Below are 14,542 nucleotides of genomic sequence, written 5' to 3'. Positions count from 1 at the left end.
CGAATTTTTCTTGCTCTTAATAATCCATTAAGGCTAAGCATGATACAAATAATTATACACAATTTTTTGCAAATCGCTGGATGCTTAACAAACATTGGATTATTTCTGCTGCTATCTTACTGCTAGGTGCCCCTAAAGCACAAGCAATGTGTGAAGCTTATATCCATCGTTATGAACAACAGCATGGTATCCCTCATAATTTATTAAGGGCTATTTCACGTATTGAATCAGGTCGCAAGATTAGTGGCCAAGGAATAGTGGCATGGCCCTGGACAATTAATGCCAATGGCAAACCCTATGTTTTTAATACAAAAATTGAAGCGATTACTAAAGTTAAGGAACTTAGAGCCCAAGGTATCACCAGTATTGACGTTGGCTGTATGCAAATTAATCTTAAGCATCATCCCAATGCCTTTCCAAGTCTTGAAGCTGCTTTTGATCCTGCAACCAATATCCAATATGCGGCCCGTTTTCTAAAGGAAAAAATGGACGCGCAGGGTAATTGGCAAGGGGCTGTTGCCCATTACCATTCAGCCTCGGCAGTCTATAATCAACCTTATAAAAATAAAGTCATGGCGATGTGGCAACAATTTGCTAATGAGCCCTTCCCGGCGGCTCAGGCCCCTATTCAAACTGTATTTGCAATCAACCAACCAAAGGTGGTTAATACACAATTTAAAAGTTTGACAGGGCGAATAATGCCCGTGAAAATCAAGTTTTCCGCTTACACAGGATATAATGGCACCCTTCATAAGGTTGCAACGAATAATATTAGAACATCTGGAGCGATCGCGAACACAAATTTCTTACGCCCTACAGGTGGATCAAAAATTATTAAAGCTAAAACCTCCCTCTCCTCCAAAAGAGCTGTAATGCCTTTAAACACAGTCCGGCGCGCCAATGTCAAATTGCCGCCAAAGGTTTAGGAAATGTTAACCTTTCTGATCTAATATTCAATACATACTGATTTATGGAGGAGGATAAAATGAGTAAAGTGGCTTTAATTACAGGATCCACCAGTGGCATTGGTCTTGGCATTGCCAAAAGATTAGCAAAGGCTGGGTATTTTATCGTTCTTAATGGCTTAAAAACCCCCCAGGTAGAAAATGTTATTAAAGAAGTTAAAGACCTTGGTCCGGGTGAAGTCTTATTTTCCGACGCCGATATGTCAAATCCAGAACAAATCGAAAATATGATTCATATGATTGAAAATCGTTTTGCTCGCATTGATATTGTTGTCAATAATGCCGGTATCCAGCATGTGGCGCCCATTGAGGACTTTCCAGTGGCCAGCTGGGATAAAATTATAGCGATCAATTTGTCTTCCACCTTTCATATTTCACGCCTTGTCATACCGATGATGAAGAAGAATGGCTGGGGACGAATAATTAACATTGCCTCGGCTCATGCCCTTATCGCCTCTCCCTTTAAATCCGCCTATGTGGCGGCTAAGCATGGTGTAGCCGGTCTGACAAAAACCATCGCGCTTGAGGTTGCTGAGGCTAATATCACCTGTAATGCTATTTGTCCAGGATATGTTTTAACGCCTCTGGTTGAAGGTCAGATTGCCGCTACAGCAAAAGCTCGGGGAATTTCAACAGAAGCAGTCATTAAAGATGTTATGCTAGGGGAACAACCCACAAAAGAATTTGTTAAAATTGAAGAAATTGCAGAATTAACCTATTTCCTGTGTGCAGACGCTGCAGCATCTATCACCGGCACCAGTTTATCCATTGATGGCGGTTGGGTCGCTCATTAGAGCCTCCCTCCCTCATTGTATCGCTATGCCAGCCTGATAATTGAAGTCAAAAAGACATATATCTTGACGAATTATAGGCATATACTTAGTATTAATGCATAAAAAATGTTTAAAATGTGATCTTTATGAGAATTATTCCTGCTCTTATATCAATCGTTGTTTTGTCGCTTTCTAATGCGAGAGAGGCTTTGCCTCTCACAACAGTTTTAGAGAGCCCCACATTATCGGCGCATCCTATTTTAAATAAAGTTGATACAAATGAAGGAAGCGCAACTTATACAACAGCAGAGTTTCCAAGCATAGGCAGTCTGCATGGAGCCATTAAAAAAAATTTAGATCCCTTTAAGACTGTTATTATATTTGATGTTGATAGTGTAACTGGCAAGACTCTCAAGATAATAAATTTTTTACAACAACGCAATTTCACAGTGATAATTTCCTCTGCAATTTATGCATCTGCTGACGCTTACACAAAATTGGCGGAGTTGAAAGCTGACGAAGCTTTAAAAACATATGAATGGCCAACAGAGAAAAGATATTCCCTCTCTCGCTTAGGCACAAAGCAAATTAGTTTTTATCAATCAGGATTATTAGTTTTAGCTAAGCCTAGTGACCAAATATCCTCCATTTGTAGCGCCTGCATTCTTAGCCCATTTGCACAAATGATAAATTCTCACTTACCAAATATGGTCATAGTAACCCACGTTGCTAACAGCGCAGCCTTTGTAGAAAATCAACTTTCTTTTGTAAAAGATTCGCCTATATTCACTAACAAAAATATTATATTTGCAACCATAAATTCTGCCTCGGGGAAGGTTTCAGCCAAAGATCCCGTCGGCACCTTTGTGAAAGTCATTACCTCCCCTATAAAGTCAGAAAGAGATCTTAATGACGAATTATTCTTTGATATGAACTGAGAGAAGAACTACAATCCAGGCTGCTTTCAAACATAAAAAGATTTAAAGCAACCAACTTCTACCTTAAGCTTTTGAGAGGGTCCACAATAAGTTGAACATCCTCACAAATTAAAAGGTAGAGTTATCTGATAAGGGGGCTTCTAAGCGTGTCCAAAATCTATGGTGATATTGTTAGGATTGATGCCAATAGATAACATCGCAGCTCGCCACAACCCTTCGTAATTGTCATCAAACACAAGATCAGGGGTTGCCTCTAGGACTAACCATTCATTATTGTTAATTTCCTGTTCAAGTTGCCCGGTCCCCCAGCCTACATAGCCGAGGGCCATCATACTCTTGACGGGACCATGGTTATGGGACAGAGCTCGCAAAACGTCCACAGTGGCTGTTAGGGCAAAATCACCATCAATAACAACACTAGAATCGGATAAGTAATCGGGTGTATGCAACACAAACCCACGACCTACTTCAACAGGCCCCCCATAGTAAATAGGAAGATTAGGCACTAATTTTTTGGTGTGCTCAATTCCTAATTGTTCTAACAAATCAGAAAATTCAACCGTTAATAAAGGTTTGTTCACAATCAATCCCATAGCACCTGTATCATCATGGCCACAAATATAAATAACGGACTGATAAAATCTGGGATCTTCCTGAAAAGGCATAGCAATTAATAGCTTGCCTGTTAAAAATCCACGCTCAATTTGGTCATCATCTTGATACATACTACCGACATCCTGTCTAATATCTCTTATATTAAAATCATAGATGGAAAAACCTTTAAGTTTACTTAACGTCTCATAAAAAATTAATATTAACTTATTATTAACGATTTAATTGCTTCTTTTAAATTTAATAAGAACCTCGTTAGACTTAAAAAGTATATTATTTAACTGACAAGGATTTACTGATGATTTTAAAATTTTTATCCTCGGCTCTATTAGCAGGGCAATTTATTATGTCAAGTTCCGCCATGGACTTAAGTAGTTTCCTAGAATCAATCCCGCCCGCTGCTTTAACTGATGATCCAAAAATTAATGCTTATATGAAGGGAGGAGATATCACCATAACTCATACAAAAAATCAGTTGACTCTCCTCAACTCCAATGAGCAATCTAATAAAAAATTAATTGAGAATCACCGCGACGCAAAGAATTTCATACTAAATTTAGAAAGCGCAATTCAAGAGCTCGCCAGAGCAAAAACCTTAGCAATTGGAGCTAATTCATGCACTATAGGGAAACACGAACGCAAGTTATTTAATATGGAATTTACTGCCATAAATTCTGGGATTCATATGGTTCTTCTCCCCATTCTTAATCAAGCGTTCACCCAGAATTTTATCGCTGACTATGGGATTGATCTCCCCGTCATCCAGACACAAATCAGCCCTCTTTCCACCAACAATCTTCTCACCCGAGACGGTGCAGCGAACTCTCAAAATACCCTTGATGCAATAATCGGCACAATCGCTTCGACTCTAGAACGAGTACAATCCCAGCAATTAAATACACACACAGAGATTGAATTAGGCGCCATTAAAGTTGATCTCACCCAAAAGATAACTCTCGCTTATCTTGAATCTCATGAAAAAATAATTGATTTGATGAAAAAACACATCAAAGGTGAATAGATAACCTTTTCTCGACTCTTGCCCTCTTAAATGCTAAAACTAAATTTAGCATTTTTAAGGGTGGGAGAAGAAAATGGCAAAAAAACTAATTTTAATTGATGGTTCAGGCTTTATTTTTCGAGCCTATCATGCTCTTCCCCCCCTTCGTCGTACTGATGGGACTCATGTTGGTGCGGTTTATGGTTTTTGCACCATGTTGATGAAACAGATTGAGCAAGCACAACAAGAAGCAAGCTATCTTGCTGTTATTTTCGATGCGGCTCGGGAAACTTTTCGTCAAGAGATTTACCCGGATTATAAAGCCCATCGCCCGCCTGTTCCTGAAGATTTAATCCCACAATTCAGCATCATCAGAGAAGCTTGCGAAGCCTTTAATGTTCCCTCCATTGAATTAGAAGGTTTTGAAGCCGATGATTTGATTGCAAGTTATGCAAAATCCGCCACCGAGCAAGGATTTTCTGTCATTATTGTTTCATCCGATAAAGATTTAATGCAACTTATTGGCGACGGCATTATCATGCTTGACCCTATTAAGAATAAAAAAATTGCTGAAACAGAAGTTTTTGAAAAATTTGGCGTCTTCCCTAATAAAGTCATTGAAGTTCAAGCGTTAGCGGGCGACGCTACTGATAATATCCCTGGTGTTCCGGGTATAGGGATCAAAACGGCGGCGGAGCTCATTAATACATTCGGCAGCGTAGAAGCTCTGCTTGAGCGAACCCATGAAATTAAGCAGCCGAAACGTCGTCAAAGTTTACTGGAAAATGCTGAGAATGCTCGCATTTCCAAAAAGCTTGTCACTTTATGTGATTCTGCACCGCTACCAGCGGAAATTAAGACAATGATTCCTCGAGATCCAGACGCAATTCATCTAAAAGATTTCATGCGATACCAAGGATTTACGAGCCTGATTGCCCGCATTGACAAACAACTCTCTATTGATAAGCCAGCTGCTGTCACGACAACCTATATAACAATTCGCACGGCAGATCAGTTAAAATCCCTTGTGCAAGACTGCTTAAGCAAGCCCTATGTTGCTTTTGATACTGAGACCACCTCCCTCAATATTATGGATGCTAAACTTGTGGGCATATCTTTATCTCATACCGCTGGCTACGGTTATTATATCCCCTTGAATCATCAGGAAGCGACTCAACAACTTGATGAGAAAACAGCGTTTGATTTATTGCAACCCCTTCTAACGGATCCTGCTATTTTGAAGGTGGGACAGAACATTAAATATGATCTGGGTGTATTGCATAAATATGGGGTAGAGGTTACCCCCATCACGGACACCATGCTAATTTCCTATGTTTTAGATGGTAGCCGCCACCGCCATGGAATGGATGAGCTTGCGGAACGCCACCTACAACACACGACCATCAAATATAATGATGTAGTGGGAACGGGAAAGAATCAAAAGACATTTGATATGGTCGACATCGGTCTTGCGACAACTTATGCAGCCGAAGATGCGGATATCACCCTTCGATTATATGAACACCTACAGCCGCGCCTAGCACAAGAAAAAATGACAACTGTTTATGAACGCATTGAACGCCCTCTCATTCCCATTATTGCTGATATGGAATTGACCGGCGTCCGGGCTAATCAACAACTATTGTTTAGATTAGGTCAAGAATTTACCGAAGAAATGCAACGCTTAGAACGGCGTATCTATGAATTGGCGGGCCGCGCTTTTAATGTAGGATCGCCAAAGCAACTTGGTGAAATTTTGTTTGATGAACTAAAACTACCAGTGCCCAAAAAAACAAAAACGGGGAGCTATATCACGGATGCTGATGTTTTAGAAAAGCTCGTTGAAAATGGCTATGAATTACCGAAAGTTGTGTTAGACTGGCGCGAACTTGCCAAGCTGAAATCAACCTATGTGGATGGCCTTCTAAACAGTATCAATAAAAAAACCCAACGCATTCATACTTCCTATTCCATGGCCTTAACGTCGACAGGTCGTCTTTCCTCTTCGGAGCCAAATTTACAGAATATTCCCATTCGAACAGCGCGGGGTCGACAAATTCGCCAAGCCTTTATTCCGCAAACAGATTGGAAAATGGTATCCTTGGACTATTCACAAATTGAATTACGATTGCTGTGTCATATGGCTGAAGTACCCCAATTATCTCAAGCCTTTTGCCAAGGACAGGATATTCATGTGACAACAGCATCCGAAATGTTTGGTGTCCCGATGGATCAAATTACAGGGGATTTGCGCCGCAAAGCCAAGGCTATCAACTTTGGTATTATTTATGGAATTAGTGCTTTTGGTCTGGCTCAACAGCTTGATATTCCACAATCTGAAGCAGCGCGTTATATTGCGCATTATTTCGAGAAATATCCCGGCATCCAAGCTTATATGGAGTATCAAAAAGAATTTGCCCGCCAACATGGATATGTCAAAACCCTATTTGGGCGTAAATGTTATATCTTAGGGATTCAAGATAAGAATGGGGCCGTACGCCAAGCGGCTGAACGTCAAGCAATTAACGCCCCGCTGCAGGGCACCAATGCTGACATTATTAAGATGGCGATGCATCGCATTCCGCAAGTCTTAAAAGATCATAATTTAGGGGGGCGCATGTTATTGCAAGTCCATGATGAATTGATCTTTGAAATTCCAGAATCCCAAGTTGAGGAAACATCAAAACTCATTAAGAACGTGATGGAAAGTATTGCTTATTTACGCGTCCCCTTGGTGGTCGGCGTGGGAGTGGGCAATAACTGGGACGAAGCCCATTAAAGCGGAAGAAAGGGGTAATATAAATTATTCTCAAATCCTTAAAATTTAACTTCTCGTCAGAAAAATGGTAGATAGGAAATTTATATAGATGTTCTCTTTCATTTATTCATTGAAATACTGACTATATTTTAGAGGATGCAATATATCTCTTATCTTCCCCAATAGAATTAAAAATAAGTTAGAGAAAGAAAGTTTTATGAATACAAGAAAATTCCTGACTATTTAGGGTATGCTGCAGCATTGGGACATTCAGGTACACAATATAAAATGTATTTTATTAAGTTTAAAGACAACGCTTTAAATGAAGCAAAAAACTATATTTTATCTTCTGCTGCTCAAAAACCTCCGGAGGCTTTACTTACTCTCAGTAAAGTTTATTCAGGGATTTGGAATATTGGATTGCCAAAAGACGTGATTATAGCAAAAAGTCTTTGTCAAGAAGCAGCAAATCAGCAAAACCCTGAAGCAGTGTTTAGATTAGAAGTGGCGACATTAACCGGGGGGATGTTTAACTATCCTGTAAATTACCAAGCTGGTATATTGAAAGCCAAAGAACATATGCAACAAGGGAATCCGCGTGCTAAAGAGTTTATAGAGGCTATAATGAATTCCTCGCGAGAAGCTCTTATAGAAAGTAATGAGCACATTACAGATGAGGATTTAGACTTTCTTAGAAAAGAATTAGGATGGAAAGACGAAGAAGATTAAAAAGCCTTTATGATCAATCTATATTGCAATTTTATAAATAATGCGTTTAAAAAATAAAAGAAGGGGATTATAAAGATCCCCCTCTTCTTTTTTAAATCACGTTAAAGTCACATTTTGGATTCATAAGGTACAAGTTGATAAACTTTCTTTAATACCACTTCGCCCGATGGATTGTCGGGAGAGTTGGTCAATAAGGCAATTTCAACTTTCATCCCATCATCGGATAGTTTAAAGATTCCTCCATGATTTTTCTTCACCAGCGAACTTTGATTTACAACACAAAAATGCCCTTTATCTGATTCACCTAAAGGTATAAATGGATCTAAAACCATAGACTCAAACTGGATCGGCCAATTAAAGGGAGATGCAACAGCTTCTGCAAGCACGATATTTTTCATACTAACTTCGCTTTCAGTTTCATCCGTTACTCGGGGAAAGCTGCGCAAACTATTTTCATTGATTGGCTTACTCGTATGGACCACATCCGCAAATAAACCGCTATGAATGTCTCCGCCTAACCAGAAAGTATTCTTGATTTTATTGCTATACAGATAATTCAGAATTTTATTGCGAGTTATCTGATAGCCAGCATCGCCCCACTTATCGCTTGTATCCTTGCTTGTATCATCGGGTCCAATTGGCACTTGACTGAGGATAACTTTCGGATAACTTCCCCACTTGATTAAGAATTTCTCAAGTGCTGTTTGTTGAGCCGTTGAAATTTTTGCCAATCCTGGGATCATTTCAGATCGAAAATCACCAATAAAGACAGGCAATCCCCATAAGCTTGTTTCGCTCCATCGATAGCCAATTTGCTTCGTCTCGGGATCATAAATATTCATCTGACGCTGCACCATATCTGCCATCCGCCAGCAAGAATCAGCAAACAAAGAATAATTTTGCCCTATTAAATCATTTCTTGTGAAATTATCTTTAAAGGCGTGGTCATCTATCTGCACCAGCGTTGGCATTGTCTTTTGGATTTCATAGCGACCAGCCGTTGTAATAGCGTTCAAAATAAGAGCATAAACCTCTTCTGTGTTTTGGGCACCACCATATATGTTTAACCAGTCGCGATAATAAGTATCCCCCATATCCATAAAACCACGCAGTTGTATATTATTTTTTTCAGCATACTCCCGGATAGTTTTGAAGATTTCGCTATCGTCAGTCCGAATAAATGTCCCTTCTTGTTCAGCTAAGGCAAGAAGTTCAATCATAATCCCAAGCTGAGTGTTGCTAATTTTACTTTTATAGCCAGGGAGTTTAGTCAACTTCGTAAAGAAGCCTATGTTCCGAAGGGGCTTAATTTTCATGAGTAAATTGAGCAATGCTAGTGGAGATTTTTCCAGTTTATCGAGCAAAGGGCCATCATACTGGCAAGATCCAAAAAGAAAACTTAGATCCTTTTTGCCGACAAAATCTTCATAGGAATAAAATATATCCTGTTCATAATTAGGATTACTTTGGTCATTCCAAATTAATTTGACGTTCGGTAATATAGACTGATCACGAATGTGAAAAGTTCCAATGCGATATTCGTATTTATTCTCAGGTTTTAACTCTTTAATATCAACCGCATCAGAATAGTGCTGACTCCTGGCTAATGGAAAAGTTATGGTATTCTCCCAGTCTTCCTCACCAGCTAAACGATATTGTAAAGCACCATAACATAGCTCTGATGTTGGATTGGCACACACATTAAATCGTATACGGTCTTTTGCTACCTCTCCCATAATCACAGCTTTGGGTTTCTCAAGAGTAAGCTCAAGTATATCATCCGTATCAACGGCAGTCGCAAGACAACTATAAGTTAAAGATGCTATAAATGCACAATGGCGCAATTGCCTTATCATCGGTTTCTCTCCAAAATTAATGGTAAACATAATAAGATTACATTAATAGTCTTCCCTAATATTCTTTATATTATAGTTAAAACCGATAGAATTATTTTTTGATTTTTACGTTAATAATTAACTTAATTTAAATGAATATCATCTATTAATAAGACGTGTGCACTGCGTCAGGGATAAAATTAGCTTGTGATAAAGGCACGCAATCAAGGGGGTAATTTATTTTATTGCAAGGAGTAAAAAATGGGTTTCAGAAAATTTTTAGCCGCTGCGGCCTTTGTGTTTACTGGTATTTCAGGTGCAGATGCAGCAGTCAATCCTGTGACAGTCATAACGCAGTCCATAAAGCCAGGTGCCACCCATGCTATTTGTAAATCGGGCGGTATTTGCCGCAAATTTGAAGGGATAGGTTGCAGTATATCAAAGAACTTTGCATCCACATGCGCCCTTATATGTGATGGCATAGAAGGATTTAATGGGTCCACCTGCGTGAGGAAAGCAGCCCGCCGGTTTGGATTGAATATGCAAACTAAATCTTATGGGAATGAAAGCATTCAAGAACATTTAGGCCGTCAAATTGTCAAAGGAACAGGCAATGACCCTATTAGCCAAAAGCTTTTCACAGTGCTCTGCAGCGCTGTTGGAAAATCACTAACAAAAGGAAAACTAACTGAAGCATGTAACGCTGTCCATGCACAACACGAAGAATATTCTTCGGAGTATGGTGAAGAGTATACAGAATAACTATTGAAATAGTCTATTTATTACTCAAAGCAAAGGGGATCCAATTGGGCCCCCTTTTTCCCAGGGTTTGAAATTATGCCTATTCCATTTGTTATCTCGACTTCATTAAGAAAATACGATAGATTTTTAATAAGACCCATCGTCACAAATTATCGACAATGACTCACCATCCCCCTGTGTTACTTGACATTCAAGCTAATGGCTGCGCAACCATTACTCTCAACCGTCCCGAGGTTCGGAATGCCTTAAACGTTACTCTTATATCCGAATTGACAAAAGTGATCAGAGATTGCAATCAAAATCCTAACATTAGAGTTCTCATTCTAAAAGGTCAGGGAAAAGTTTTCTGTGCTGGTGCCGATCTTACCTATATGAAAGAAATGGCAAACTTTACTTATGAGCAAAATATTGAGGATGCGCAACGCTTAGTGACATTATTTGAAACTCTTGATAGCTGTTGCAAACCCACCATTGCTGTTGTGCAAGGAGGCGCCTATGGCGGCGGTGTTGGTCTTGTAGCCACCTGTGATATTGCGATTGCCAGTCAAGATGCGACGTTTTCATTGACTGAGGTTCGTCTCGGCATTATCCCAGCGGTTATTTCGCCCTATATTATTAATGCCATTGGTCAACGTAAGGCCCGTCAGTATGCTTTAACGGCTCAACTTCTATTAGCGGATGAAGCTCTCCAAAGTGGCTTAGTCCATTATGCCGTTCCTGCAGATCAGATTGATACCCTCACCACGCAGATGGTGGATAATCTTCTCAAAGGAAGTCCCGCTGCTCAATCCTCAACCAAAAAGCTATTTAGGGCCGTTGAATCCCGCCCCCTTACGCCCGATTTGTCGATCATGACGGCGACTGCAATTGCCGATGCGCGAGCGTCGGCTGACGGTCAAGAGGGACTCAAAGCTTTTTTGGAAAAACGCCAACCAAATTGGATCACAACCCATGACTCAAATTAATCGAATTCTGATTGCCAATCGGGGCGAAATTGCTTGCCGTATCATTCGTACCTGCAAAAAGCTAGCGATTGAAACCATTGCTATTTATTCTGATGCCGATAAAGAGTTGCCCTTTGTCAGTATGGCAACAAAAGCTGTCAGCCTGGGTGCGTCTGAAGCAAAAGAAAGCTATCTGAATATAGAAAAGATTATTAAAATCTGCCAAGACGAACAGGTTGATGCTGTCCATCCAGGATATGGATTTTTGTCAGAAAACGCAGACTTTGCCGATACCCTGGCCAAAGCTGGTATCATTTTCATTGGCCCCTCTTCTGCTGCTATTCGTGCCATGGGATCCAAAAGTGAAGCTAAAATCATTGCTGAAAAAGTGGGTATTCCAACCATTAAAGGGTACATGGGACCCGACCAATCTGAGGCATTCTTGCTGACAAAAGCCAAAGAAATTGGTTTTCCTATTTTAATTAAGGCAACCCACGGTGGCGGGGGCAAAGGGATGCGCCGTGTGGATGAGGCGTCAGAATTTGCAGCCGCCCTGGCAAGTTGTCAACGGGAAGCCCAAGGGGCATTTGGTAATGCCGCCGTTATGCTGGAAAAATATATTATTGACCCGCGTCATATTGAACTGCAGGTCTTTGGTGATCAACAAGGAATGATACTAACCTTATCAGAACGGGATTGTTCACTGCAGCGACGTCACCAAAAAGTTGTGGAGGAAGCCCCGGCGATTGGTCTATCAGATGAAACCCGCGCCGGCTTACACCGGGATGCAATTGCTATCGCTAAGGCAGTTAACTATGTTGGCGCTGGCACTGTTGAGTTCTTGGTTGATGCGAAAGGCAGTTACTACTTCTTAGAAATGAACACCCGTCTCCAGGTAGAACATCCAGTCACGGAAATGATTCTGGGGTTGGATCTTGTCCAGTGGCAGATTCGTACTGCCGAGGGATATCCTCTGCCCGTTCAGCAAGAACACCTTCAGCCCAGCGGCCATGCTATTGAAGTGCGGCTGTATGCAGAAGATCCAACCCAAGGATTCTTGCCATCCATTGGGAAAATAACCGATTTATCTCTCACCACATCAGATACTGTGCGCCTGGATAATGGTTATGCCCCTGGCAACCAGATCAGTATTTTCTATGATCCAATGTTGGCTAAACTTATTGCCTATGGAGAGAACCGGAAAGCGGCAATGCAGACGCTTGTCCAAGCTTTAATAGATTTGAAACTCAAAGGGGTTAAGACCAACCGTGAGTTCTTGATTGAGCTTTTGCAAAATCCAGATATCCGTGATTGCTTACCAAATATTGCCTATCTTGATCATACGATGACTGAGCTCCTGGCAACGCCAAAGCCTGATGCAACTGTTAAAGAATTATTGGCCAAAGAACTTGTAAAGAGTCGACCGATCTCTGGTTCCTCTCCGTGGGATATACTGGATAATTGGCGCCATATGAGCCATGGCACCCATCAAGTTCGCTTTGAATGCCAGGGAGAAATAGTTGAAATGACGGTTACTGGGGAAGAGCTTCCTTATAAAGCGATGCTGATCGATCATGAACCAGGCGCCGTTAGTCTCAGCTATAATGGCAAGATTTATAGCGCTACCACCTATAATGCGGATCATTATTTAGATGAACCTAACGCTACCGATCAAAAACTCAATGCCCCCATGCCAGGCCGAGTGATTTCCGTAGTGACGCAGGTTGGCGAGAAGGTTTCGACTGGGACTCCCTTATTGATTTTAGAGGCCATGAAAATGGAACACACAATTCGGGCCCCTTTTGACGGCATTGTTGAAACTGTATTTTACAATACGGGAGATTTTGTGAATGAAGGCGCTGAACTCGCCCGAGTCATAGCAGCATAAGGCATAAAATCATGTCCACTCCTCAAATCAAAATTGTTGAAGTTGGCCCGCGCGATGGGTTGCAGAATGAAAAAAACATTTGGACTGTGGAAGAACGAGTCCGACTGATTAATTATCTCACTCCCTGTGGGTTTGATGAAATTGAGGTGGGGAGTTTTGTCTCACCGACCTGGGTTCCTCAGATGGCGGATACAGCCTTAGTTTTTCAGCGAATTGAGAAATCTGAGAATTGCCGCTACTCAACTTTAGTTCCGAATCAAAAGGGAATGGAGTTGGCGATCACTCAAAATGTCCGCAATATTTCAATTTTTACCGCAGCATCAGAAGACTTTAATAAAAAGAATATCAATTGCTCTATTGAAGAAAGTTTTGAGCGTTTTCAACCCATTATGGCTGAGGCCAACCGGAAAAACTTAAGAGTTCGAGGCTATATATCCTGTGCCATTGAATGCCCTTATTCCGGCCCGACCTTCCCAGAAAAAGTAGCGGAAGTAGCAGACCGGTTATGGCAATTGGGTTGCGCCGAGATCTCTTTAGGAGACACCATTGGCAAAGGGACGCCTGAAACTACAGTTGCAATGATTAAGGCGGTTAAAACGCGTGTTCCTATTAACAATCTTGCCATCCATTGCCACGATACCTATGGTCGAGCAATCGATAATATTGAAGCCGCCATTGAAAACGGTGTCTATATTGTCGATAGTGCAATCACTGGATTAGGGGGATGCCCCTATGGTGGAGCTAATGCCAAAGGCAATGTCGCAACAGAATTAGTCCTTGCCTTTCTCAATCGCAAGAATTTAAATCATACTTTAAATGCTAAGGCTATTGAAGTTGCAAGACAATTTGTCTTGAATCGGTAGTTTTTTGCCCCTTTCCCAGCCGAAGAGTCGGGAAAGTAAAAGAGAATAAATAAAAAAGACCTATTCCCCGGACTTGATCCGGGGCCTCGAGCTGACAAGGGCAATTGTCTGCTATCTCGAGATCCCGGCTCTTCGGCCGGGAAAGGAAGTATCAATAAAAAAAGAACTTATTCCCCGGACTTGATCCGGGGTCTCGAGCTGACAAGGGCAATTGTCTGTTATCTCGAGATCCCGGCTCTTTGGCCGGGAAAGGAAGTATCAATAAAAAAGACCTATTCCCCGGACTTGATCCGGGGTCTCGATCTCACAAGGGCAATTGTCTGTTATCTCGAGATCCCGGCTCTTCGGCCGGGAAAGGAAGTATCAATAAAAAAAGACCTATTCCCCGGACTTGATCCGGGGTCTCGATCTCACAAGGGCAATTGTCTGCTATCTCGAGTTCCCGGCTCTTCGGCCGGGAAAGGAAGTACATTGT

General features: G+C 41.2%; 12 protein-coding genes. 10 read left to right on the top strand and 2 right to left on the bottom strand.

From position 1 onward, the window contains the following. Positions 1 to 80 precede the first annotated feature (80 nt). From ID47_RS11580 to ID47_RS02190, 3 genes are all read left to right on the top strand, one after another. Positions 81 to 926 carry a lytic transglycosylase domain-containing protein gene (locus ID47_RS11580; RefSeq protein WP_051908445.1) on the top strand — a complete coding sequence of 282 codons (846 nt, stop codon included), beginning with the start codon at positions 81 to 83 and terminating at the stop codon, positions 924 to 926. A gap of 59 nt (positions 927 to 985) precedes the next feature. Continuing rightward, positions 986 to 1,759 (top strand): 3-hydroxybutyrate dehydrogenase, encoded by a 774-nt coding sequence (locus tag ID47_RS02195; RefSeq protein ID WP_051908443.1) that lies wholly within the window; start codon positions 986 to 988, stop codon positions 1,757 to 1,759. Positions 1,760 to 1,884: 125 nt separating this feature from the next. After that, complete coding sequence (locus tag ID47_RS02190; protein ID WP_038463376.1) at positions 1,885 to 2,676, top strand: hypothetical protein; 792 nt, start codon at positions 1,885 to 1,887, stop codon at positions 2,674 to 2,676. A gap of 140 nt (positions 2,677 to 2,816) precedes the next feature. Here ID47_RS02190 and ID47_RS02185 read toward each other — a convergent pair whose 3' ends face one another. Continuing rightward, on the bottom strand, positions 2,817 to 3,401 hold the full coding sequence (locus ID47_RS02185; RefSeq protein WP_051908441.1) for a YqgE/AlgH family protein: 585 nt from the start codon (positions 3,399 to 3,401) through the stop codon (positions 2,817 to 2,819). Between the two features lie 185 nt (positions 3,402 to 3,586). Between ID47_RS02185 and ID47_RS02180 the strand changes: the two genes are divergently transcribed. From ID47_RS02180 to ID47_RS02170, 3 genes are all read left to right on the top strand, one after another. Further along, on the top strand, positions 3,587 to 4,309 hold the full coding sequence (locus ID47_RS02180; RefSeq protein ID WP_038463374.1) for a hypothetical protein: 723 nt from the start codon (positions 3,587 to 3,589) through the stop codon (positions 4,307 to 4,309). 73 nt (positions 4,310 to 4,382) lie between these two features. Continuing rightward, the gene (polA, locus tag ID47_RS02175) at positions 4,383 to 7,067 is read left to right on the top strand and encodes a DNA polymerase I (protein WP_038463372.1); all 2,685 of its coding nucleotides are present in this window, start codon (positions 4,383 to 4,385) and stop codon (positions 7,065 to 7,067) included. Between the two features lie 240 nt (positions 7,068 to 7,307). After that, the gene (locus ID47_RS02170; protein ID WP_156956614.1) at positions 7,308 to 7,775 is read left to right on the top strand and encodes a hypothetical protein; all 468 of its coding nucleotides are present in this window, start codon (positions 7,308 to 7,310) and stop codon (positions 7,773 to 7,775) included. A 107-nt stretch (positions 7,776 to 7,882) separates the two neighbouring features. On the opposite strand, the gene ID47_RS02165 is transcribed toward ID47_RS02170, so the two are convergent. Further along, on the bottom strand, positions 7,883 to 9,661 hold the full coding sequence (locus ID47_RS02165; RefSeq protein WP_038463368.1) for an alkaline phosphatase D family protein: 1,779 nt from the start codon (positions 9,659 to 9,661) through the stop codon (positions 7,883 to 7,885). A 210-nt stretch (positions 9,662 to 9,871) separates the two neighbouring features. Between ID47_RS02165 and ID47_RS02160 the strand changes: the two genes are divergently transcribed. The 4 genes from ID47_RS02160 to ID47_RS02145 all read left to right on the top strand — a co-directional run bounded on the left by ID47_RS02160 (position 9,872) and on the right by ID47_RS02145 (position 14,067). Further along, positions 9,872 to 10,372 (top strand): hypothetical protein, encoded by a 501-nt coding sequence (locus ID47_RS02160; RefSeq protein ID WP_038463366.1) that lies wholly within the window; start codon positions 9,872 to 9,874, stop codon positions 10,370 to 10,372. A 158-nt stretch (positions 10,373 to 10,530) separates the two neighbouring features. After that, a complete protein-coding gene (locus ID47_RS02155) occupies positions 10,531 to 11,337 on the top strand; it encodes an enoyl-CoA hydratase-related protein (RefSeq protein WP_038463364.1) in 807 nt (268 codons plus the stop codon). Beyond that, positions 11,324 to 13,204 (top strand): acetyl/propionyl/methylcrotonyl-CoA carboxylase subunit alpha, encoded by a 1,881-nt coding sequence (locus tag ID47_RS02150; protein WP_038463362.1) that lies wholly within the window; start codon positions 11,324 to 11,326, stop codon positions 13,202 to 13,204. Before ID47_RS02155 ends, ID47_RS02150 begins: the two co-directional genes overlap by 14 nt. A gap of 11 nt (positions 13,205 to 13,215) precedes the next feature. After that, positions 13,216 to 14,067 carry a hydroxymethylglutaryl-CoA lyase gene (locus ID47_RS02145; protein WP_038463360.1) on the top strand — a complete coding sequence of 284 codons (852 nt, stop codon included), beginning with the start codon at positions 13,216 to 13,218 and terminating at the stop codon, positions 14,065 to 14,067. The last annotated feature ends 475 nt before the right edge of the window (positions 14,068 to 14,542 follow it).

Origin of the sequence: Candidatus Paracaedibacter acanthamoebae, from assembly GCF_000742835.1 — a bacterium.
GTDB classification, from domain to species: Bacteria; Pseudomonadota; Alphaproteobacteria; order Paracaedibacterales; family Paracaedibacteraceae; genus Paracaedibacter; species Paracaedibacter acanthamoebae.
This window is presented reverse-complemented; position numbering and strand designations above follow the sequence as displayed.